Below are 20988 nucleotides of genomic sequence, written 5' to 3' on the forward strand. Positions count from 1 at the left end.
AAAGGACTTGGTGTGGCCGAGGAACTCGACGACGATTTCGAGGCGCTGCTGCGGTTTCTGCGAGATTCGCGCGGTTTCGACTTCACGGGGTACAAGCGAACCTCGTTGATGCGTCGTGTGCGCCATCGCATGGACCAGATCGGATTCGAGAATTTCGCCGACTACCTCGATCATTTGCAGGCGAGTTCGGACGAGTTCAGTGCCCTGTTCAACACCATTTTGATCAACGTGACGGCGTTCTACCGTGATCCGGAAGCGTGGGACATTCTCAAGACGATCGTCATCCCGCAGCTGCTCGCGCAGCGTGGCCCCGATGACCCGATTCGAGTCTGGAGCGCCGGATGCGCGACCGGTGAGGAAGCGTATTCGTTGGCGATGCTGATCGCCGACGCCGTCGGCCCGGAAAGCTTCCGTCAACGCGTCAAGATCTACGCGACCGACGTCGACGAGGACGCGCTCGCCGAGGCCCGTCAGGCGTCGTATCCCGCCAAAGCCGTCGAGAACATCCCGCCCGAGCATCTCGAGCGCTACTTCGATCAGGACGGCACCCGGTACGTCTTCAGCAAGGATCTGCGTCGGGCGGTCATCTTCGGACGCAACGATCTGGTGCAGGATGCGCCGATCTCGCGGATCGACCTGCTGGTGTGCCGGAACACGCTGATGTACCTGAACGCCGAGACGCAGCGTCGGGTACTGGGCCGACTTCATTTCGCGCTGGCGCCGCACGGCATTCTTTTCCTCGGCCACGCCGAGATGCTGCTGAGCCACAGTGATCGTTTCGCGCCGTTCGATCTGAAGAACCGGCTGTTCCGTAAGGCGATCGATCAGCGCGGACTGTCGATGAGGCCCTCCGGCGACATGCTGACCAACGGCGGACACGACGACGTGCCCGGCGTCTCCAACCTGCGCGATCTGGCTTTTCGGTTCACGCCGGTCGCGCAGGTCGTGCTGACCGGCGACGAGACCGTCGCGCTCATCAACCAGCAGGCCGAGTCGTTGTTCGGATTGTCCGCTCGCGACGTCGGACGGCTGCTGCGTGATCTCGAGCTGTCGTATCGGCCCGTCGAGCTGCGCGGGTACGTCGAGCAGGCCAAGGTCGAGCGACGGTCGTCGAGAATTCGCGACGTCGAATGGCTGCAACACGGAAATCAGCCGATCTGGCTGGAGATCCACGTCAATCCGCTGATCGACGCGGGCAACGGTCTCGTCGGGGTGTCCATCGCGTTCTTCGACGTCAGTACCACCCGTGCGCTGCTCGACAAGGTCGAGGAGACCAACAAGCAGCTCGAGAACGCGTACGAAGAACTGCAGTCGACCAACGAGGAACTCGAGACCACCAACGAGGAATTGCAGTCGACGGTCGAGGAGCTCGAGACCACCAACGAAGAGCTGCAGTCGACCAACGAAGAGCTCGAGACGATGAACGAGGAGCTGCAGTCGACCAACGACGAGTTGCACGAGATCAACGGGACTCTCGGTGACAAGACCGTCGAGTTGACGCAGGCGCAGGAGTTCTTCGATTCGATCCTGGACTCTGCCGACGTCGGCATCATCGTCGTCGACCGCGACATGCGGGTGACGGTGTGGAACCGGGCGTCGACCGAGTTGTGGGGCGTCACCGAGCAGGAAGCGCGGAGTCGACAGCTGTTGAACCTGGACATCGGGCTGCCGACGGCCGAGCTGCGTCCGTTGATCGGCAACGCATTGGTCGACGAGAGCTATTCGGGCAGTATCCAGCTCGACGCGATCAATCGCCGCGGCCGGCCGGTGCAGGTGACGGTCAGATGCAGCCCGTTCAAGGTCCACGAACGCGAGATCAGGGGCGCGATGTTGCTGATGCAGTCCGATGGCGCCGCGGGCGGTTCGAGCTAGTCGGTGGTCAGGGCCCGGTACTGCTCCGGGCCCAGCACTGCCCACACCGTCTTCCCGTCGTCGGCAGGCGCGGTACCCCACGAGTGGGAAAGCGACGACAGGATCGCCAGCCCCGAGACGTAGACGTTCGACGTCGCCGCCGATTCGCGCAGAAGTGCTGGAGCAGGGTTGCCGTCGCGCATCGCGAGGGTGAGATGATCACCGCGTAGCTCGATGCGCAGGTCCAGGTCGCTGTCGGTGTGCTGCAGTACGTTGCCGACCAGCACGGAGATGACGCATCGCGCGGCTGGGATGCAGTCGGCCCGGTCCCATTCTGTCAACGTCTCCGTCACCAGATCTCGCATCTGAATCAACACCGAGGGGGTACGCGGCCGCTCGAACCGGGCGCGTAGTCGAGAGGATGGTGCGGACGGCCCGGAATGGACGGCCTCGATCGCTGCGGCGACGCTGCTGTGGACGGACACGTAGCGAGTGATGGCGTTGCGGGTGAGCTCGCGGCGACGCCGATCGGAACTGGCGACGACGGCCAGCGGAATCCCCGGCCAGCGGCGGAGCAACCAGCTGGCGCTCGTGAGAACGGTCCATGCGGATTCCGTTGTGGCCGCAAGCTGGTCCACTTCGGCGATGACCGCTGCGGGCGAATCGGTCGCATTTTTGACGAGTGCATTTCGGACGGGCAAGTAACTTCGCGCGTCGAGAACGCCGCAAAAATGCACGACAGGGATCTGGCTGACCCACTCGGTCGTGATTGCTACTTCTTCGGACAACGGTCTGCCTAACGGAAGTGCCTCTGAGCCATGACAATTGGCATCGATTCGGACGCGGGACAGCTCGTGCTCGACTGAACGCGGTCAGGGGTGAGTCTACTCCTCTTCCACGCAATACGATTGCGCCCGAGATAGGCATACAGTAGGGGCACCGACGTCGACGAAATTGGGTGGAACGGATGTCTGGATGGGTGGCTCCGTGACTGCCGAAAGAGCGCCGGTCGGTCCGGTGGAACGAGGGAATGCAGCAGCCGCCCGAGCGCGGGAGCTGCAGCAGCGGCGTCTGGACTTGAAGTCCGGTAAACCGTGCACGCCCGAGACCGCGCGGTCTGCGCAGACCCGCGCGGACATGGCGTACGAACGTGCTGCGCGAGCGCATCTCGCCGCCTCCGATGGTCACTACCGGGCGTCGATGGCGCACGTGCGCGCAGCAGAAGTGCACGAGCGCGCCATCGAACTGGGCTTCGGAGACGCGGACGAGCATCGGAAGGCTGCTGCCCAGCACCGCAAGGCGGCCTGGGAGAACAACATCGCCGGTGCGGTCAGTCAGCGGGAGGCCGAATCGGATTTCGCGTCCGAACGTAGTGCACGACAACGGCTTTCGGGCGGTCGCTGATCCCTATCGCCGTTTCGGGTGTTCCGAGGCGACGAGTTGTCCGGCAAGCTGGACGACGGGGACGTTCTGGTCCTGGGACAGCTTGCTCAGTAGACGGAAAGCTTGAAGCGCGTCCAGTCCGAAGCGTTCCATGACTATTCCCTTGGCTTGTCCGATGATGTCGCGTGACACGAGTGCGGACCTGAACTGCTCGTCTCGACGGGCCCCGGAGATACCGACTGCGGCGTGCGCGGCGAGGGCTTCGGCTTCGTCGACGACTGTCTCCCCGAATGCGTGTGGCGTTTCGGAGTACAGATTGAGTGCTCCGATCGAGTGCTGGTCGGTGTACAGCAGGATCGACACGCTGGAACGGACCGGTGTGCTGTCCAGCAGGGCCGCGGTCAGCTCGGGCCATCGGGACTCGGTCGAGTAATCGTCGACGAGAACGGTGCACCTGTTGCGAATGGCATCCAGGCACGGGCCGTCGCCGACGGTGTTCTGGACACGATCGATGAACTCGGAAACCGCGCCGGTAGGCGCTTTCGCCTCGAACGTGTGCTTCTTTCCGTGGCGCTGCAGCAAGCTGATTCCAGCATGGTCCACACCGGGAACGAATCGCGTGGCACCGGCTGTGACCTCGGCGATGACGTCGTCGGCTGTGTGTGAACCCGAGCCGCTGGACGCGTGCATCGTCCGTGCCAGATCCGCGATCGCGCGCCGCACCGAATGTGTGTTCGTTTGCATCCGGGCCTCCTCTGCGAGTAGTGATCCGATTCCTACCCTGTCACACCAGGAGCCTGTCGGCGATTGCGTCTCGGAAACGAAACGCGGCACCGCGCTGCATTCGTACCGAAAGGTTCGCCGCGTCGGAATAGTTCCGAAATATGTGGAATCCGTCGCGTTTTTCGGCGATGTCTGTCACTCCGATTCACGTTTCTGGACCTACAGTAGTTAACCTGAGGCTCACTCATCGAAACTTCGGAAGGTATCGCAACGTGGCGAAGCAAGTGATCTACGAATTGATCGACGACATCGACGGCACTGCAATCGATGAGGGCCAAGGTGAATCCATCGAGTTCTCGCTCGACGGAGTCGACTACGTGATCGATCTGAAGAACAAAAACGCCAACGACTTTCGCAAGAAAATCGACTACTACGTCGGTTACGCGACGCGGGTCGGCGGACGCAAGAGAAAAGCCGCTTCGGCCGGAGTGACGACGAAAGCCGCATCGAAGGCTGCCGCGCCCGTGAAGCGCGATGCATCGCAGACTCGGGCCATCCGTCAGTGGGCCGCCGACAGTGGCTACGAAATCAACGATCGTGGCCGTATTCCGGCCGACATTGTCGAGGCGTACGAGGACGCGCACTGACGCGTCGACAATTGCCTGCGATTCGCTGCCGACGTGAAGGTTTCACGCCTTACCATCGGAGCGGATCACAGGACGGACACCGACGAGAAGAGGGCCCATGGGATCGGCAGATTTCCTCACCTGGCTGCACGAAGGAGCGAGCGCGGGCGACCCGATTCGTGGGCCCCTCTACGTCATCACGTTCATCGGGCTGGGTCTCGCCCACATTCTCGGCGGCGGAACCTTCTAGAGCATTCTCGAGCTAGGCCGTTTCGAGCCATTCGGCGAGGTCGTGCAGTTCGGACTCCGTCAGGTTCGCTTCGGTCAGAGCTGCGAGCGCGTCGGGATTCAGGTTTTCCGAACTGCCGTCCGCGAATCGGCGCACCCCGTCGGCGGTGACTCCGCTGGCCTTCACAGCAGCGAATCGGTTGTCGACGGCCATGTCACACCCCCGCGGCGACTGCGCGGGCTGCGACTCCGCCGCCCATGTTGAACCCGAGGTGTCCGCCGAGCGCTCCGGCGACCCCGGCGACGGTGAATCCCGCGAGCGCCAACGCTTTGGCGGTCTTGTCCGGCGTCGAATTCACTGCTTTCGATCGACGGCGATACGACGCCGCGAACAGCCCGGCCGCGACCGCATTGCTGCCCGCGTGGATGAGGCCCACGCGTCGCTGCTCGCGAGTCAGAGTCGACCAGGTCGCCCAGCCGGTCGCGATGGCCGTCGGGGCGGCGATGAGTCCGGCGCCGATCAGCAGGCGCGAGGCTTCGGCGTTACCCCCGGTCAGGTCGAGAAGCACAGCGCTGCTCCACGTTCCGACGGCCGAGTACGCCAGGATCGGATGCATCGGGTGTCCGACGAAGGTCCCTCGGAGCAGCCCGTCCACGGGTGAGCCGTCCAATGCGGACCGCAACTTCGTGGCCACGGTATCGCTGACGGGGTCGAGCAGTGACGCTTTTTCCAACGGCAGGAACAGCGGAGTCAGGTTCATACCCGGTCGGTTACCCGCGCTCGGAGCTCGTAATCGTCAGCGTCGGCAATTCGGACAGCTCGGGCGGTATTTCTGCGCCGGTGGTCACGACGAGGGAGAAGTCGGAGGGGTCGATGGCCTGGCCGCGTCGAAACCAGCGGATTCGTCCTGGATCGGTCTTCTCGACGGCCATCGCCTCGCGGTCGAGTTCGCCGGGCGTACGGGCGACCGATGTCGACACGGTCCCTCCCTGCTCGGCCGTCGCGTCGGGTAGCGGATCGTCGGTCGGTTCGTCGCGATCGAGAATGCATGCGGTCAGTCCGGCACGCACCCGACTGGCAGCTATCGTGAGCGTCGACGGTTCGTCGAACTCGATGTCGACGGACTCGCCTTTCTTCAACTCTCGCAACGCGTCCCACGCGGGATACCCCGGTTCGAGCATGGCGGCACCGGGTGCTCCGACGTCGAGAAGATGGCCGACGGTCTTCGTCGGCGTCTCCGAGGTCAGTGGGTCGCGTCCCACGCGAAAGGGCAACGGCCACACGGGGTACGGCGGTGTCGGCCACACGTATCCCGGCTCGCCGGACCATTCCTTCGGATAGAGCTCGGGAGCCTTGTTCGCCAATGCCCGTCGGTGGCTCTCGTGGACGGCGTCGTCCCCGAGCCATGGTGGCAGACGGCCCTCGCGGCTCAATTCAGCGAAGGTGCGCGCAGTGCCGTAGTCGAGAAATTGTGGTTCGAGCGCGTCGGCATGACCGCGCGCTGCCCATTCCCGGCACGTCGCGACGCCGTAGGCAACGAGCGCAGGCGTGAAGCCGCGCCACATCGTCACCGCGGGGTGTCGTTTCCATCCGTAGGTCGGCCAGATCAGGGCGCGCAGAATCTGGAAGGTTTCGACGCGTTGCTTGCCGAGGCGCTTGTCGTCGAGCGCCCGCGCCGAGCGGACGAAGCCGGCATCGGGAAGAAATGTCTGCACGGTGGCGCGTGCCCGGATGGTGGGTCCCGCAAACCCGTGCGCGCGAATGTACAGCCCGCTATACATTCGCACGCACGAGGCCGGAAGCACGAGGCGCGGTTACTCTCGAATTCATGGCTGCACCGACCTCAGTTCTCCACGGACTCGAAAGCACCTACGCCGACGAGCTGAGTGACCTCGTCGTGCCGTGGCAGGGCGCGGAAGCTCCGGAACCGCGAATCCTGGTGTTCAACGACGCGCTCGCGTCGTCGCTCGGTCTGGACGCCGACGCCCTTCGCGGCGCGCCGGACGTCCTTGCCGGTGCGACGCCTCCGGACGGGGCGAAGACGGTCGCGATGGCGTACGCCGGGCACCAGTTCGGCGGGTTCGTGCCGATGCTGGGTGACGGACGGGCGCTGCTGCTGGGCGAGCTGAACGGCCCTGGCGGCCGCGTCGACCTGCATCTGAAGGGGTCGGGCCGCACGCCGTTCGCGCGGCGAGGCGACGGATTGGCCGTCGTGGGCCCGATGCTGCGGGAGTACGTGGTCAGCGAGGCCATGCATGCCCTCGGCATTCCGACGACGCGCTCGCTCGCCGTCACCGCCACCGGCCGCAGCGTCATGCGCAGTGAGCCGGAGCCCGGTGCCGTTCTCGCGCGCGTCGCGGCCAGCCACTTGCGCGTCGGAACCTTCGAGTTCGCCGCCCGGCGCGAAGGTCAGCTGCAGCTGCTCGCCGATTACGCGATCGCCCGGCATTACCCGCATCTGACGGGTCGCTACCTGGAGTTCTACGAGGCGGTGGTCGACGCGCAAGCCCGGCTCGTCGCGCAGTGGATGCTCACCGGATTCGTGCACGGGGTCATGAACACCGACAACACGACCATCTCGGGGCAGACGATCGATTACGGCCCGTGCGCGTTCGTCGACGCGTACGACCCCTATGCGGTGTTCAGCTCCATCGATCACGGCGGGCGCTATGCCTTCGGCAACCAGCCCGGTGTGATGCAGTGGAATCTGGCGCGCTTCGGCGAGACGCTGCTGCCGCTCGTCGCTGCCGATCCGAACGACGCGGTGCCCGCCGTCACCGAGGTGCTCGAGAGCTACGCGGACCGGTACGGCCGCAACTTCGCCGACGGTCTGGCGTCGAAACTCGGTGTCACACAACTCGACCCGGCCGTGGCGGACGATCTGTTGACCATCATGCGCGACAACGGTCTCGACTGGACCGGCACCTTCCGTGCACTCGCCGACGAACTACGCGGTGCTGCAACGATTCCTGACGTCCTGGCGCCGTGGGTCGAGCGCTGGCGCGGCTACCTGCCTGACGACGTCACGGCCGTCGCCGACGCCATGGACCGCGTCAATCCGATCTACATCCCGCGTAATCATCTCGTCGACGCGGCGCTGCGCTCGGCGACGGCGGGCGACCTCGGCCCGTTCGAGACGTTGCTCGACGTCGTCACCCACCCGTTCGAGCGGCGTGACGACCGGTCCGAGTACGCCGAGCCTGCGTCGCAGGTGTTCACCGAGGGTTTTCAGACTTTCTGCGGCACATAGCATGTGCACGAAAATACATAGCCGGTTATGTATTTCCGTTCACATGGAGGAATAGACCGCCGTCAGATACTGCTTCGCCCGATCCGACCCGACGATCCCCGGCCCCATCTTGTTCATCACGTACGAGAAGGTCATTCGGCTATCGGGGTGCATGACGGTCAACGATCCGCCCCAGCCGCCCCAGAAGCAGATGCGGCCGTCGGGGATGTACGGAATCGTATCCGGCTGCGGCAGTGCGTAACCCATGCTGAAGCGCAGTGGAACGCCGAGCGCCAGATCGACGCCGTTCGTCTGTTCGTCGAACGCAAGGGCGACCGCATCGTCACTCAGCAGGCGCACCCCGTCGACCACTCCGCCACGCGCGAGCGCCGACATGATCCGCGCCACCGAACGAGCATTGCCGTGCCCGTTCGCCGCACCGATCTCGGCTCGACGCCACTCGGGCGTGTTCGCCGACTCTGCACGGACGGCAGGGCCGAGGAACGTGCGACGACGAACCTTCAACGGGTCCGGCACGACGTCCGTCGGAACCGGAGGCGGAACGACGTCGGCGATGCGTGGCCAGTCCTGCTCGCGGGCGCCGATTTGGAAATCCGCGCCCAGTGGCCGGGCGATCTCCTCGTCGACGAAGTGCCGCAACGTCTTTCCGGTCACGCGTCGAACCAACTCGCCGACGAGGGTGCCCTGGCTGACGGCGTGATAGCCCGACGTCGTCCGCGAATCCCACCACGGTTCCTGGGCGGCGAGACGAGCAGCGGCCTTGTCCGCGTCGTACAGGTCCTCGACGACGCACGGCCGGTCCCAGCCCGATACCCCGGACGTGTGCGACAGGATGTGCCGTACCTCGACGGACTCCTTTCCGGCGGCGGCGAATTCGGGCCAGTACTGCGACACCGGCGCATACGGATCGAGCAGGCCGCGATCGAAGAGCATCAACGCCGCGAGGTTCGTCACCAGCTTCGACGTCGACCACACGTTGACGATGGTGTCCTCGGCCCACGGCTCGGAACGGGCGAGATCGCGGTGACCACCCCACACGTCCACGACGCGCCTGCCGTCGATGTCGACGACGATCGAGGCGCCGAGCTCCTCTCCCGCAGCGAGATTCGCGGTCAACGCGTCGTGGACCCGTTCGAAACCGGGCTCGACGATCATCGCCGGTCACCGAGAAGTCGGTGGACGGCCAGGTCGACGTACTCGTCGGCGACGTCCTCGATGCTCATGGCACCGTCCCCGTGGAACCATGCGCTGATGCCGTTGAGCATGTCGGTCAGCGCGAACGACGCCAAACGTGCGTTCCCGACGGTGAATTCGCCCGTGCGCATACCCGCGGCGACGACATCGCGGACGCGTCGCTGGTACTGCCGGCGGTAGTCCTCGATCACCGACCGATGCTCGGGAGTCAGCGCCGCCAATTCGTGCAGCCCGACAATGTATTCCACGCGCCGACTGTTCAGGTGAATCAGATGGGCACGCACCAGTGCCGACAGTCGTTCGGTCGGAGTGCCGGGTGCGTCGAGCAGGGGCAGCGTCTGTTCCGCCGGTTCCTGGGTGACGGTAAGGCACACCGCGAACAGGATCTCCTCTTTCGACGAGAAGTGGTGGTACAGGCTGGCACCTTTGATTCCGACGGCGTCGGCGATGTCTCTCATGCCGACGGCCGCGTACCCGTCGCGCGCGAAGATCTCCGCTGCCTTGGCGACGATGTCCTCGCGACGTCGACGCGTCCGGACCTGGCGGGGGAGCTCCTGGGCGTCGTCGGGCAGTGTCACACGGTCTCCTGCACGGGTTCGGTCGGCGCCAGCGAGCGCAGTTCGCGCTTCAGAATCTTGCCCTGCGGATCGACAGGCAGTTCGGTCACGATATGTACCGCCTTCGGCGTCTTGTACGACGCCAACTGCCCGCGGCAGTGTTCGATGATCGCCTGCGGATCGGGCGCGGCGCCCTCGGCGGGAATGACGAACGCGGTGACGGCCTCGGACCAGTACGGATCGGGCATTCCGACGACGGCAGCACGCAGCACGTCGGGATGAGCGTGAATGGCCCGCTCCACTTCCTGCGACGACACGTTCATACCTCCGGTCTTGATCATGTCCTTCATTCGATCGTAGAAGAACAGATTTCCGTCGGAGTCGATGCGAACCATGTCGCCGGTGTGGACCCAGCCGCCGTCGAACACCTCGGCGGTCTTGGCTTCGTTCTTGAAGTAGCCGAGCATGACGGACGGAGTGCGGCAGAGCAATTCGCCGATCTCGCTGTCGTTGCCGTCGGCGTCGACCACCTTGATCTCGAGGTGTGTGACCGGCTTGCCGATCCACGACGCGTCGCCGCCGGGGATGTCGTCGAGCGTGGAGAACCAGCCGACCGAGCCGAGTTGCGACAGCTCGGACTGTCCCCAGTAGGTGCCCCAGATCGCGTCGGGTGCAGCCGATGCCCATGCCGAGATGGTGTGGGGCGCGACCTGGCCGCCGTACGTCATGCACCGGCGTACCTGTCCGACCGCGGCCGGGCCGAAGCTCTGGTCTCGCGCCAACGCCATGTAGAACGTCGGCGTCTGCGCGATGACGGACACCTTCTCGTCGGCGATGATGCGCAGCGACTGTGCCGGATCCACGGTCGCAGGCAACACCAGGGTTGCGCCCATCAGCGTCAGCGTGGTCATCGAGCCGAGGCCGGCGATGGTGTGGAACGGCATGACGAACAGCCACGTGTCCTCGGGGCCGGTGCGCAGCCCCCAGCTCCATGCCGGCGCCGTCGAGACGAGGAAGTTGCGGTGCGGAATCATGACGCCCTTGGGCGCCGCTTCGGTTCCGGAGGTGTAGATGACCATGGCGACGTCGTTCTCGTCGAGGTCGACCTCGGGCTCGGTCGTCGGAGTGTTCGACGTCAGCTCGTCGTAGTTGTCGCCGAAGGCCACGAGCGTGGTGCTTTCGGGCTTGACGGCCGTGATGACGTCGGCGAATGCGGAATCCGCGACGACGACCGTCGGCTCCGCGTGTTCGAGCTGATGACGCACCTCGGGTTCGCGGTACATGACGTTGATGCCGGTGAACGCCGCCCCTACCTTCAGCGTGCCGTAGTAGGCGACGACGACGTCGACGCTGTTGCGTGCCATCGATGCGACGCGGTCGCCGCGGCCGACCCCGAGGTCGATCAACAGGTTGGCGAATTGGTTTGCGCGAGTGTCGAGTTGACCGTAGGTGGTGACCTGGCGGGTGCCGTCGGCGCTGTAGCTGATGAACGCGGTCTTGTCCGGGTTGGTGCGCGCGTGGCGGCGGAGTTGATCGCCGATCGTGGCGCGACCGATTCGGTTTCTGAACTGACTGGCAAGCTCGGGCATCGGTGGTCTCCTGGAGATCAGAGTGCTGCGGCGGGCGCGAACATGGGCTGGCCGAAGGATTCGAGGGCGACGATGTCCTCCACCGGGCTACGCGTCAGCTTCTTCGGGAACGACTTCTCGGGATAGCCGACGGCGATGTGCGCGGCGGTGATGTACTCGTCGGGAATCTCGAGCAACTCGCGGATGGCCGGTTCCTCATGGCACAGCAGCGTGGTCACCGCGGTGGCGACGCCCTGGTCGCGCAGCGCGAGGCAGAGGTTCTGCACGGTCGGGTAGATCGACGCGCCGCCGACGACGGACAGGCGACCGAGTTCGTGGTCCGTCGGGTGCAGACCGTCGAGCGCGGCGCACACGACGACGATGGCCGGTACTTCCGCGAGGTGGCGGGCGAAGTAGTCCGCGTCCTGCACCGTCTTGGGCAGGGCGCCGACGGCGACGGTGCCTCCGGTGATACCGGCGAAGTAGGCGTCCCACATCGGCAGGTAGAGGTCGGCGAGTGCCTGCTTGCGGGCGGCGTCGCGGACGACGATCCAGCGGACCGGCTGACGATTGCCGCCCTGCGGGCCGAAGCGAGCGACGTCGAAGGCGTTGCGAAAGACCTCGTCGGGGACCGGTGTGTCCGCGTAGCGCCGGCACGTACCGGTGGTGCGCATTGCTTCGGTGAGTTCCATGTCGATCCCTTCGCCTGACCATCGTTAGGTATGTGCAACAGCATTGTGTGGTCCGCGACACATTGTCAATACCCAAAACGGCACTTCGAGACCACCCTTGTGCCGAGATACCTAACTGTGGTTAGTTTTGGAACAGTTCCGCTACCAGGAGGTGTCCGGTGTCCGTCACTGCTGCGACCGCGATCGACCGAGCGCGGCTGGAACGTGCTCTCGACGCGGCCAACATGCCCAGCCTCGTCGCTGTCCTCTATCAGTTGACCGGCGACGACGCGTGGCTGCAGGATCCCTACCGGCCCACCCGCAGCCGCGGCATGGACGACAACGACAGCGGCGGGTTCGCACCGGAGGTGGCGTCGCGCATCCGGGTGGCCGCGCTCGACGCCATCGCCGACTGGGCGAACGGCGTCCCGATGGCGGTGCCGTCCCCGAGCGGCGCCCATCTGGTCGACATGATCAGCGCCGCAGTCGGCGAAGACGTGCCTGCGGAGTTCGCGTCGATGGTCGCCGAGGACATGGGCTTCGTCGACGAACCCGCGCGGACGCCCGTGAAAAGCGACCTGTCGGTCATCGTCATCGGCGCCGGGGTCTCCGGCATGCTGGCGTCGATCAAGCTCGGCGAGGCCGGTATCGAACACGTTGTGCTGGAGAAGAATTCCGACGTCGGCGGTGGGTGGTTCGAGAACACGTACCCGGGCGCGGGCGTCGACACGCCCAGTCACCTGTACTCGTATTCGTTCCAGCCGCGCGCGTGGAGCACGCATTTCGGCAAGCGTGACGAGGTGTGGCAGTACCTCCGTGACGTTGCGGCACAACACGATCTACGACGACGCATCCAGTTCGACACCGAGGTGGCGAACGCGGTCTACGACGCCGACGGGCAGTCGTGGACGGTGACCACCACCGCCGGTGACGTGCTGACGGCCGACGCCGTGATCACCGCGACCGGACAGTTGAACCGTCCGAAAGTGCCGTCCATTCCGGGTCTCGACACGTTCACCGGTCCGATCTTCCACACCGCCGAGTGGCCGGCCGATCTCGATCTGAGCGGCAAACGCGTCGCTATCGTCGGAACGGGTGCGAGTGCGATGCAGGTGTTGCCCGCCATCGCGTCGACCGTCGGACATGCGACGGTGTTCCAGCGCTCGCCACAGTGGGTGACGTCGAGTGACGTGTATTTCGCGCCTATCCACGACGACGTCAGTTACCTGATGGACGTCGTTCCGCTGTATCGGCTGTGGTACCGAACGCGATTGGCGTGGAACTTCAACGATCGTGTGCATCCGTCGCTTCAGGTCGATCCCGAGTGGGAGACGCCCGAGCGGTCGATCAACGCGATCAACGACGCGCATCGCCGGGTGTTCACGCGGTACCTCGAGCGCGAATTGGAGGGTAGGCCGGATCTGATCGAGAAGTCGTTGCCCGATTACCCGCCCTTCGGCAAGCGGATGCTCCTCGACAACGGGTGGTTCGCCGCGCTCAAACGAGACAACGTGACGTTGGTGGCGGAAAGAGTCGCGTCGATCGGACCGAATTCCGTTGTGGGATCGGAAGGTACCGAAGCCGAGGTCGACGTCGTCATCCTCGCCACCGGATTCGAGACGCACAAGCTGCTCAGCCCCATCGACATTCGCGGTCGATCAGGCAAGTCCATCAAGGATTTCTGGGGTCCGGAGGACGCGCACGCGTATCTGGGCATCACCGTGCCGGACTATCCCAACCTGTTCATCACGTGCGGGCCGGGCACTGTTCTCGGCCACGGCGGCAGCTACATCACGATCGCCGAATTCCAGGTCCGGTACATCGTCGATCTGCTGACGACCATGGCGGACAATGGAATCGGCGCCGTCGAATGCAGGCCCGACGTCGAAGAGGACTACGTGCGCCGCCACGACGAGGCGCATGCGCGGATGATCTGGACGCACGAGGGCATGAACAACTGGTACCGCAACGACGCCGGACGAGTGGTGTCGACGCTTCCGTGGCGGATCGTCGACTACTGGGAGATGACCCGCCACGCCGATCTGGACGATTTCGTCGTCGAACCCGCGCGTCGATAGCTACGAGGCCGGACCCGAGCCGGGCAGATGCATGGCGTGTTCCTCGTGGTCGAGTTCGTGTTCGAGGACTCGCATGTCCTCGTCGGGTAGTCGGCCTGCGTCTCGCCAGCGCAGCAGTTCGTCGCGCTGCGTCGCGATCAGTTTGCGCCTGGTGCCGAGCGAGGCCTGCTGTGCCGGGGAGACCAGGGAAGTCTCGTCGGCGTTGTCGAGGTGATCGAGTCGACGGCGATAACGCTCGATCCGGTGTTCCAGTTCCTCTCGAAAGGCCGTGGTGGCCTCGGGCTTCAGCTTCTCGTCCTTGGCGATTCGATCGAGTTGTGCGAGCGCTGCTTTCGCGGCTCCCTGTCTCGCCTCGTTGCGGACCCGGGACGTGGTCGCGGCGTCGGCGCGTACGTTCAGGCGACGCACGAGTGGTGCGAACGTCGTGCCCTGGCCGACCACGGTGACCAGCACGACGACAAAAGCGCAGAACAGCAACAGGTCTCGCGCGACGAAGGGATCCCCGTTGTCGAGCGTCAACGGCAGCGAGAACGCAGCGGCGACGGTGATGACGCCGCGTGTTCCTGCCCAGCTCATGACGACGATCTCACGGCCGCTCAGACGTGGAATGTCGGCGCCCTCGCGGTTCTTGCGACGCGGTAGCCGCTCGGTGACGTACAGCCACACGGGGCGCAGAAGCAGAACTCCTGCCAGGGTGACGCCGACGGCCGTCGCCACCGTGGGTAGCGAATAGGCCGACAGCCCTGCGACGACGGTGGGTAGCTGCTCGCCGATCAGCAGGAAGACGAAACCTTCCAGCAGGACGTCGATCAGGCGCCACACCGCGCCGGTCTGCAGGCGGCTTGCGCTCGACGCGGCATGGCGGGTGTCGTGCCCGACGATCAATGCCGTCACCACGACGGCCAGCACTCCCGACGCGTGGACGTGCTCGGCCGCGAGGTAGGCGATGAACGGTGTCACCAGCGAGACGATGTTCAGCAGCAGCGGATCGTCGATGACGCGTTGAACCAGCCGGATCACGAACGCGATGGCGACACCGACTGCGACGCCGCCGCCCGCGGCGAGGAGAAACAGGCCCCCGGCTTCCGGTGGCGACATGTCGTGCAGGGCGATGGCCGTCGTCGCGACCGTCAGCATGGTCAGTGCCGTCGCGTCGTTGAGCAGTCCTTCGCCCTCGATCAGCGTCACCAGCCTCGGCGGGATGCCTGCGCGTCGACCCACCGCCAGGGCGGCAACGGGATCGGGTGGTGCGACGGCCGCTCCCAGCGCCGTGCCCGCGGCGAGCGTGACGGTCGGTATCAACAGGTACAAACCCACTCCGACGACGCTCGCGGTGGCGATCACCAAACCGACCGAGAGGCTGAGAATCGTCAACGCGTTCTTGCGAATGGCGACAAGCGACGAGTTGAGCGCCGCGCTGTACAGCAGGGGCGGGATCACCAGCGTGAGGACGACGTCGGGGTCGAGGACGATGTCGGGCAGAGGCGTCGCCGACACACCGAGACCGGCCAGCGTCAGCAGCGCGGCGGACGGGATGGTGGTCTTCTTGGACAGCACCTGGGCCGCGACGATCAGCGCCACCGCCGCCAGGACCAGACCGAGGCCGCTCAACATGATTCGTCACAACAGAAGTTCACGAAGATGGGTTCCACGAGGTGGAGGCGTCAAACCTGGTGACGAATCCGGCTCAGGTGAGAACGGGAACCGCGACGAACAGTTCAGCGGTGGCGATGCGGCGGACCGCGCGGTGCAGCGTCACCGACTGCAGGAGCCCGTGGGAATCGATGGCGACGTCGACATCGAGAATGCCTGCCGCGGTGCCGATCCGAAGCGAACCGGGCCACCCGATTCGTGCGTTGGCTGCGACGACTCCTCCGGACACCGTTGCGGCGGCGGCCACCGCCACCGCGGAAGTCAGGCCGATCGCAGGATGCGGTGCCATCATGGACAGCATTCGAACCGAGATGTCGTAGTCCGACGCACCGATAAGGGCACCGTCCGAACTTCGGTAGTCCCGGGGTGGCCCCACGATTCCCACTTTCGGGATCGCGTGGGTGATGGGTTCGTCGGGCGTGCTGAGTCCCATTCGGAGAGCCGCCTGGCGCCGAAGCGCGAACAGAGTGGAAAGATGTTCGGAGAGAGCGTCATTCGGCTCTGCTCCTGTGAGTCCGAGATCGGACGCGTCGTACAGGGCGGCAGGTGCTCCCGCAGTGACGAAGGTTCCACGAAAGGATCTGTCGCACAGGGTGATTTCGTCGACGGGTTGGCCGGTCGGCAACAGAGACACGCGGTCGGTGGCGAGATCGGTGAATGTCAGACCCACCGGAACGCCTCGGGCCGTCGTGCCGGGAACCGTGGCATCACCGTCAGTGGGTACGTGTCCGCCAGGGGTGGCGATCTCGGCGGACAGCACCGCGCCGGTGTTCTGATTGCGCATGCGGACGACCGTCACTCGGTCGTCGACGGCAACCAGACCGGCCTGTAGCGCGTAGAGGCCGATTGCTGTTGCGCAGTTGCCGCAGTTGCTGCCCCACTCGACGGTGCGGTTGTCCACGGCGACCTGCGCGAACAAGTAGTCGACGTCGATGCCTGGGGCGGTGGAGCGTCGAACGATCGCTGCCTTTGACGTCGTCGAACTCCCGCCGCCCACGCCGTCGAGCTGACGGGGATCGCCCGAACCGAATGCCGAGGTCAGTATGTTGTCGAGTCCGCCTGCGTCGCCGATATATGGATCGATGTCGACGGCGTTGAACAGCCAACATTTGCTGGTGCCGCCTCGCATCCACGTGCCTCGAAGCGTGAACATGGTGTGCCTTCCGCCGTAGATTGTCGTACCGTTCCAGCCTGGGTGGGCCGGAGCTCAAGCACAATTACGAATAATGTTGTCGTCCTTCAGTAACGCTTAAGTCATCAGATGAAGCCTGGTACGACAACCAAGATCAACCAGCACAGCGCAGGCGCAACGGCGACGACGATTCCGGCATTGACTATCAGCTGACGGTAGAAGCGGGGCCGTTCGATGTTCTGTGCGTTTGCCAGCACCAAGGCGCCGTTGGTCGAGAACGGAGACACATCGACGACGGTCGCGGAGATCGCGAGGGCTGCGACCACGCCGATCACGGGCAGGGTGCTGCTGCCGAGCAAGGGCATCGCCATCGGGATCACGGCTGCCAGCAGTGCCGTCGACGACGCGAACGCAGACGTGAGTCCGATGACGTAGCAGAGCACGAGGGCCACGAGCAGCGGCGCACCGAGCGTGATTGCAAAGTGCGCGAGCGTGTCGATGGTGCCGACCTCCTCGAGAATCGAGATGTAGGTGACCATGCCGGCGACGAGCAGAACCGTGGACCAACTGATCCCGGCGATAGCTTCGTTCTGTTTCTTCAGGTCGGTGAAGGCAAGGACGGCGCCTGCTGCAATGGCGATGAAGCTGATGGGCAGGTGCAGTACGAGAACCAGCACCAGCAGGGCGCCGATGAGGAACAGCGTGAGTTTCTGGACCCGGGTGACGGGGGCAGGAGCGTCGACCAGGGTCGTCGACGTCGGTCGCGCCAGAACTTGGGTGCTTCCGGCGGCGCCGCCTGTGCTCGGTGTTCCCAGCGACGACGGTGCGTCGTCACGCGAACCGCTGGTCGGGACAGGCTTGTTCGTGCCGGTTGCGGTGAATTCGAGACCGCGCATCTTCGCCAGAGCCCCGTATCCGACGACGGTGAGCACCGACAGCAACAGGTTGATTCCATAGCTGGCGAGGAAGAGCGTCCATGGGCTGATGGTCAGCCCGTTGTTTTCGACGATGTCGCGGACCAGAACGCCGGAGACACTGATGGGTGAGAACGCACCCGCGTGGGCTCCGTTGATAGTCATGATGCCCATGACCAGTGGACTCATACGGGTGCGAGCGGCGAACGCCATCGCGGCCGGGGTGATCAGAGCGACGGCAGCAGGGCTGAAGGTTCCCAACGCGGTGAGCACCGATGCAGAGAAGAAGAACACCCACGGCACGATTGTCACGCGCCCGTGCACAGCTCGGATACACGAATTGACCAGCAGGTCGATGGTGCCGTTGCGTTTGGCCATACCGAAGAAGTAGGTGACCCCGACAATGGTGAGCACGATCGAACTCGGGAAGGCTTGGAGAATCTCTTTGTCGTCGTAGCCGAGTGCGAAGTAGCCGACTGCGAAGGCGCCGACAAAGCCCAGGATGCCGATATTGATGGGGAAGAATGTCGCGATCACGAACATCGCAACGAGCGCGATGAGCGGGAGCATCTCGATGGAGGTCATGGCGGGTCTTTCGGTGGCTGGGAAACGTGGGCGGTCACATTCAGCGCTTGAACGTCGTACAGGTCACACTATTGACCGCGCGGATTCAGAACAATACGGTTTTGCTACCGTCTCGTTTAGTACAACTGAAGGCAGGTAGTGAATGCAGCACTCGTTCGACGTCGTGACGCTCTTCCTGCTTCTCGACATCGCAGAAGCAGGGTCGCTGACGGCCGGCGCCGAAAGGGCCAACATGACCGCGTCGGCCGCGTCGCAGCGCATTGCCAAGCTCGAGAACAGCATCAAACAGCCCGTGCTGACGCGGCTGCCCCGGGGAGTGCAGCTGACCGAGGCCGGTGAAATTCTGACAAGTCGCGCGCGGCTGTTCAGGCGCGAAATGCGAGCCGCGAGTGGTGATCTCGAAGCAATACGTGGGCTGGAGCGGGGTGCGGTGCGGCTCGGCTCGTTTCCGACGGTGAGTTCGTCGCTGCTGTCGGATGCGTTGAAGGAGTACCACGCGCGGTGGCCCGGCGTCGACGTTCGCGTTCGCTCTGCGGTACGTCCGCAGCTGCTGGAGATGCTGCATTCCAGCGAGGTCGATCTGGCGTTGCTGTGGAGCTACGCGTGGACGGAAGAAGCGGAAAGATCGCTGTCACTCGAATCGTTGATGGAAGACGAGACGATGCTGCTCCTGCCTGTCGACGACCACCGTGCGTCCGACGAGATGGCGCTCCCGGACCTGAAGGGGGCGCGGTGGATCATGCGAAGCAACGACCATCCGGCCGCTGAGGTTCTGTACCGCAGTTGCCGAGCAGTCGGCTTCGAGCCAGAGGTGGTCTACGAGGCACACGATTATCAGGAGATCGAGGCGATGGTTGCTGCGGGGGTCGGCATAGCAATGGTGCCGGGTCTGGCAGTGGTACATCACCGGCCCGATGTTCAGCCGCTCGCATTTCGTTCGGCAGACCGGGTTCCCACCCGCGTCATCTACATCGCCTCCCTGGCACGTCGTCAGTACACGCCTGCGATGTATGCGGTATCGAGTGCGCTGCGTGGGGCGGCAGATCGGATCGCCGGGCACCGGTCGTGAGTGCGAATGTAGAGCAGGCTCTACATTCGCACTCACGACGGGTAATTCGCGCGACGGGGGCAGGCGGCGTGAGACGTCGATCTGGGGTTCGATGTCAACGTGTGAAGCCCCAGCGGTGCAGCGCGTCGTCGAGTCCGTCGGACGTGCCCTCTCCGACCCAGGCGACGTGACCGTCGGGGCGGATCAAGACGGCTGACGGCGCTGGGACGTCTCCGACCACCGGCAGAGTCCACCGGCCCGCGACGGTGGCAGAGATGCCGAGGCCGGAACCGTCGAAACTCAGCAGTACCGGCCTGGCGTCACGCAACAACTCGAACACGCGTGTCGGCCCGTCGGGCGTAGTGATGTCGAGATCCGGCATCCGGCGACCCAGCAGTGGGTGACCAGGACCGAGGTCGTAGGCGACGTCGAGTCCGGTGATCAGTGAAGCGATGCGGTGGGAAGCGTCGTCGACGCGGAGAACGTCGTCGAGCAGGTCACGTAACGCTTCCTGCCGCGGGTCGGCTTTCTGAAAAAGTGATTGCGCCATCGTGTATTTCAACGCTCGAGCGCCGGCGGGGTGCCGCTCGGTGTGATAGGTGTCGAGCAGAGACTCGTCTGATTCGCCCCGCACGACCTGCCCGAGCTTCCAGCCCAGGTTGACGGCGTCCTGAACCCCGAGTCCGATGCCTTGGCCGCCGGTGGGCGAGTGCACGTGGGCAGCGTCGCCCGCCAGGAGGACACGACCGACGCGATACGACGCCGCCTGTTTCGTCGCATCGGTGAAGCGCGACAACCAGGTTGGGCTGTGCACTCCGAAATCGGTGCCGAACACGTCGGTCAATGCATCCCGTAGATCGTCGAGAGTGGGCTCGGCCCTTCGAATGTCCGACTCGGTGACCACCACCCGAACTACGCCGTCGCCCATCGGGTGCAGTCCGTGTACGCCGCGTTCGTCGACCTTGCCTGCGTCCGGCAGCTTCTCCGTGACCTGCACTTCGGCGATGAGACTGCTGCGGGACGCGTCGGGACCGACGAAGTCGATTCCTGCGTCGCGGCGCACGGTGCTGCGACCGCCGTCGGCGCCTACGACATACTGTGCCCGCACCGAGCCGGACAAGGTCTCGACGGCGACGCCGTCAGGGTCTTGCGAGATACCGGTGACCTCGATACCGCGGCGGATCGTGACGCCCGATTCCTCGGCCCAGCCGAGCAGGATGCGTTCGATGTGGTTCTGGAACAACGCAAGTGTGTACGGGTGGCGCGTCGGCAGGGCGCTCAGGTCGATCCGAGTGCTGCCGAACGTCGCGGCAGGAATGGTAGTGCCCTCCGTGAGAAACCGATCGACGATGCCGCGCTGATCGAGCAATTCGATCGTGCGCGCGTGTATTCCGCCGCCGCGTGACCCGACCGGAGTCTGCGACCCGCGCCGTTCGAGTACGACGACATCCACTCCGGCGAGCCGTAATTCAGCGGCGAGCATCAATCCTGTCGGACCGCTGCCGACGACGACCACATCATGCATA

General features: G+C 64.8%; 20 protein-coding genes. 7 read left to right on the forward strand and 13 right to left on the reverse strand.

Features of this window, described 5'->3' with window-relative positions; translation table 11 throughout:
• The first annotated feature begins 12 nt into the window (after nucleotides 1-12).
• Complete coding sequence (locus A3K89_RS05135; RefSeq protein WP_068422811.1) at nucleotides 13-1872, forward strand: CheR family methyltransferase; 1860 nt, start codon at nucleotides 13-15, stop codon at nucleotides 1870-1872.
• On the opposite strand, the gene A3K89_RS05140 is transcribed toward A3K89_RS05135, so the two are convergent.
• Entirely contained in the window at nucleotides 1869-2639 is a 771-nt protein-coding gene (locus A3K89_RS05140) for a hypothetical protein (protein WP_068422817.1), read from the reverse strand. The two genes, A3K89_RS05135 and A3K89_RS05140, sit on opposite strands and share 4 nt — an antisense overlap.
• A 199-nt stretch (nucleotides 2640-2838) precedes the next feature.
• On the opposite strand from A3K89_RS05140, the gene A3K89_RS05145 reads away from it, so the two are divergent.
• Nucleotides 2839-3255: a hypothetical protein gene (locus A3K89_RS05145; protein WP_157105242.1), complete on the forward strand. Its 417-nt coding sequence runs from the start codon at nucleotides 2839-2841 to the stop codon at nucleotides 3253-3255.
• A 3-nt stretch (nucleotides 3256-3258) separates the two neighbouring features.
• Here A3K89_RS05145 and A3K89_RS05150 read toward each other — a convergent pair whose 3' ends face one another.
• Entirely contained in the window at nucleotides 3259-3978 is a 720-nt protein-coding gene (locus A3K89_RS05150) for a GAF and ANTAR domain-containing protein (RefSeq protein ID WP_068422823.1), read from the reverse strand.
• Nucleotides 3979-4229: 251 nt separating this feature from the next.
• Between A3K89_RS05150 and A3K89_RS05155 the strand changes: the two genes are divergently transcribed.
• The gene (locus tag A3K89_RS05155; protein ID WP_068422826.1) at nucleotides 4230-4604 is read left to right on the forward strand and encodes a histone-like nucleoid-structuring protein Lsr2; all 375 of its coding nucleotides are present in this window, start codon (nucleotides 4230-4232) and stop codon (nucleotides 4602-4604) included.
• A gap of 97 nt (nucleotides 4605-4701) precedes the next feature.
• Nucleotides 4702-4833 (forward strand): hypothetical protein, encoded by a 132-nt coding sequence (locus A3K89_RS26570; RefSeq protein ID WP_261768936.1) that lies wholly within the window; start codon nucleotides 4702-4704, stop codon nucleotides 4831-4833.
• A 12-nt stretch (nucleotides 4834-4845) separates the two neighbouring features.
• Here the strand turns inward: A3K89_RS26570 and A3K89_RS05160 are convergent, their stop codons facing one another.
• From A3K89_RS05160 to A3K89_RS26100, 3 genes are read right to left on the reverse strand one after another with little or no spacing between them, the layout of a single operon-like run.
• Complete coding sequence (locus A3K89_RS05160) at nucleotides 4846-5025, reverse strand: hypothetical protein (RefSeq protein ID WP_068422829.1); 180 nt, start codon at nucleotides 5023-5025, stop codon at nucleotides 4846-4848.
• A gap of 1 nt (nucleotide 5026) precedes the next feature.
• Entirely contained in the window at nucleotides 5027-5572 is a 546-nt protein-coding gene (locus A3K89_RS05165) for a DUF2231 domain-containing protein (RefSeq protein WP_068422832.1), read from the reverse strand.
• A gap of 10 nt (nucleotides 5573-5582) precedes the next feature.
• Nucleotides 5583-6593 carry an MSMEG_6728 family protein gene (locus A3K89_RS26100; protein ID WP_254303432.1) on the reverse strand — a complete coding sequence of 337 codons (1011 nt, stop codon included), beginning with the start codon at nucleotides 6591-6593 and terminating at the stop codon, nucleotides 5583-5585.
• Between the two features lie 47 nt (nucleotides 6594-6640).
• Between A3K89_RS26100 and A3K89_RS05175 the strand changes: the two genes are divergently transcribed.
• Nucleotides 6641-8062: a protein adenylyltransferase SelO gene (locus tag A3K89_RS05175; RefSeq protein ID WP_068422839.1), complete on the forward strand. Its 1422-nt coding sequence runs from the start codon at nucleotides 6641-6643 to the stop codon at nucleotides 8060-8062.
• A 39-nt stretch (nucleotides 8063-8101) separates the two neighbouring features.
• Here the strand turns inward: A3K89_RS05175 and A3K89_RS05180 are convergent, their stop codons facing one another.
• The 4 genes from A3K89_RS05180 to A3K89_RS05195 are packed head-to-tail and all read right to left on the reverse strand — an operon-like array spanning nucleotide 8102 to nucleotide 12073.
• Nucleotides 8102-9217 carry a serine hydrolase domain-containing protein gene (locus tag A3K89_RS05180; protein WP_068422842.1) on the reverse strand — a complete coding sequence of 372 codons (1116 nt, stop codon included), beginning with the start codon at nucleotides 9215-9217 and terminating at the stop codon, nucleotides 8102-8104.
• Complete coding sequence (locus tag A3K89_RS05185) at nucleotides 9214-9834, reverse strand: TetR/AcrR family transcriptional regulator (protein WP_068422845.1); 621 nt, start codon at nucleotides 9832-9834, stop codon at nucleotides 9214-9216. The genes A3K89_RS05180 and A3K89_RS05185 overlap by 4 nt, the downstream gene beginning before the upstream one ends.
• Entirely contained in the window at nucleotides 9831-11402 is a 1572-nt protein-coding gene (locus tag A3K89_RS05190; RefSeq protein ID WP_068422847.1) for a class I adenylate-forming enzyme family protein, read from the reverse strand. The genes A3K89_RS05185 and A3K89_RS05190 overlap by 4 nt, the downstream gene beginning before the upstream one ends.
• 17 nt (nucleotides 11403-11419) lie before the next feature.
• Nucleotides 11420-12073 carry a nitroreductase family protein gene (locus tag A3K89_RS05195; RefSeq protein WP_068422850.1) on the reverse strand — a complete coding sequence of 218 codons (654 nt, stop codon included), beginning with the start codon at nucleotides 12071-12073 and terminating at the stop codon, nucleotides 11420-11422.
• Between the two features lie 158 nt (nucleotides 12074-12231).
• Here A3K89_RS05195 and A3K89_RS05200 point away from each other — a divergent pair, with 158 nt between their 5' ends.
• Nucleotides 12232-14130, forward strand: coding sequence for a flavin-containing monooxygenase (locus A3K89_RS05200; protein ID WP_068422853.1), 1899 nt, complete (start codon nucleotides 12232-12234; stop codon nucleotides 14128-14130).
• Here the strand turns inward: A3K89_RS05200 and A3K89_RS05205 are convergent, their stop codons facing one another.
• The 3 genes from A3K89_RS05205 to A3K89_RS05215 all read right to left on the reverse strand — a co-directional run bounded on the left by A3K89_RS05205 (nucleotide 14131) and on the right by A3K89_RS05215 (nucleotide 18414).
• A complete protein-coding gene (locus tag A3K89_RS05205; protein WP_068422856.1) occupies nucleotides 14131-15744 on the reverse strand; it encodes a Na+/H+ antiporter in 1614 nt (537 codons plus the stop codon).
• A 73-nt stretch (nucleotides 15745-15817) separates the two neighbouring features.
• Nucleotides 15818-16936, reverse strand: coding sequence for a PrpF domain-containing protein (locus tag A3K89_RS05210; RefSeq protein ID WP_068422867.1), 1119 nt, complete (start codon nucleotides 16934-16936; stop codon nucleotides 15818-15820).
• Between the two features lie 104 nt (nucleotides 16937-17040).
• Nucleotides 17041-18414 carry an SLC13 family permease gene (locus tag A3K89_RS05215; protein WP_068422870.1) on the reverse strand — a complete coding sequence of 458 codons (1374 nt, stop codon included), beginning with the start codon at nucleotides 18412-18414 and terminating at the stop codon, nucleotides 17041-17043.
• A 142-nt stretch (nucleotides 18415-18556) separates the two neighbouring features.
• On the opposite strand from A3K89_RS05215, the gene A3K89_RS05220 reads away from it, so the two are divergent.
• Nucleotides 18557-19483, forward strand: a complete 927-nt coding sequence (locus A3K89_RS05220) for a LysR family transcriptional regulator (RefSeq protein WP_068422873.1) — start codon at nucleotides 18557-18559, stop codon at nucleotides 19481-19483.
• Nucleotides 19484-19577: 94 nt separating this feature from the next.
• Here A3K89_RS05220 and A3K89_RS05225 read toward each other — a convergent pair whose 3' ends face one another.
• Nucleotides 19578-20987 (reverse strand): FAD-dependent monooxygenase, encoded by a 1410-nt coding sequence (locus A3K89_RS05225; protein ID WP_068422875.1) that lies wholly within the window; start codon nucleotides 20985-20987, stop codon nucleotides 19578-19580.
• Between the last annotated feature and the right edge of the window lies 1 nt (nucleotide 20988).

Source organism: Rhodococcoides kyotonense, from assembly GCF_001645385.1.
Lineage (GTDB): Bacteria > Actinomycetota > Actinomycetes > Mycobacteriales > Mycobacteriaceae > Rhodococcoides > Rhodococcoides kyotonensis_B.

What these genes read in the sequence shown, in the direction of transcription:
- A3K89_RS05205 (WP_068422856.1), bottom strand. Translation starts at nt 15,744, where the DNA reads ATGTTGAGCGGCCTCGGTCTGGTCCTGGCGGCGGTGGCGCTGATCGTC.
- A3K89_RS05210 (WP_068422867.1), bottom strand. Translation starts at nt 16,936, where the DNA reads ATGTTCACGCTTCGAGGCACGTGGATGCGAGGCGGCACCAGCAAATGT.
- A3K89_RS26100 (WP_254303432.1), bottom strand. Translation starts at nt 6,593, where the DNA reads ATGTATAGCGGGCTGTACATTCGCGCGCACGGGTTTGCGGGACCCACC.
- A3K89_RS05225 (WP_068422875.1), bottom strand. Translation starts at nt 20,987, where the DNA reads ATGCATGATGTGGTCGTCGTCGGCAGCGGTCCGACAGGATTGATGCTC.
- A3K89_RS05190 (WP_068422847.1), bottom strand. Translation starts at nt 11,402, where the DNA reads ATGCCCGAGCTTGCCAGTCAGTTCAGAAACCGAATCGGTCGCGCCACG.
- A3K89_RS05195 (WP_068422850.1), bottom strand. Translation starts at nt 12,073, where the DNA reads ATGGAACTCACCGAAGCAATGCGCACCACCGGTACGTGCCGGCGCTAC.
- A3K89_RS05180 (WP_068422842.1), bottom strand. Translation starts at nt 9,217, where the DNA reads ATGATCGTCGAGCCCGGTTTCGAACGGGTCCACGACGCGTTGACCGCG.
- A3K89_RS26570 (WP_261768936.1), top strand. Translation starts at nt 4,702, where the DNA reads ATGGGATCGGCAGATTTCCTCACCTGGCTGCACGAAGGAGCGAGCGCG.
- A3K89_RS05175 (WP_068422839.1), top strand. Translation starts at nt 6,641, where the DNA reads ATGGCTGCACCGACCTCAGTTCTCCACGGACTCGAAAGCACCTACGCC.
- A3K89_RS05215 (WP_068422870.1), bottom strand. Translation starts at nt 18,414, where the DNA reads ATGACCTCCATCGAGATGCTCCCGCTCATCGCGCTCGTTGCGATGTTC.
- A3K89_RS05165 (WP_068422832.1), bottom strand. Translation starts at nt 5,572, where the DNA reads ATGAACCTGACTCCGCTGTTCCTGCCGTTGGAAAAAGCGTCACTGCTC.
- A3K89_RS05150 (WP_068422823.1), bottom strand. Translation starts at nt 3,978, where the DNA reads ATGCAAACGAACACACATTCGGTGCGGCGCGCGATCGCGGATCTGGCA.
- A3K89_RS05160 (WP_068422829.1), bottom strand. Translation starts at nt 5,025, where the DNA reads ATGGCCGTCGACAACCGATTCGCTGCTGTGAAGGCCAGCGGAGTCACC.
- A3K89_RS05220 (WP_068422873.1), top strand. Translation starts at nt 18,557, where the DNA reads ATGCAGCACTCGTTCGACGTCGTGACGCTCTTCCTGCTTCTCGACATC.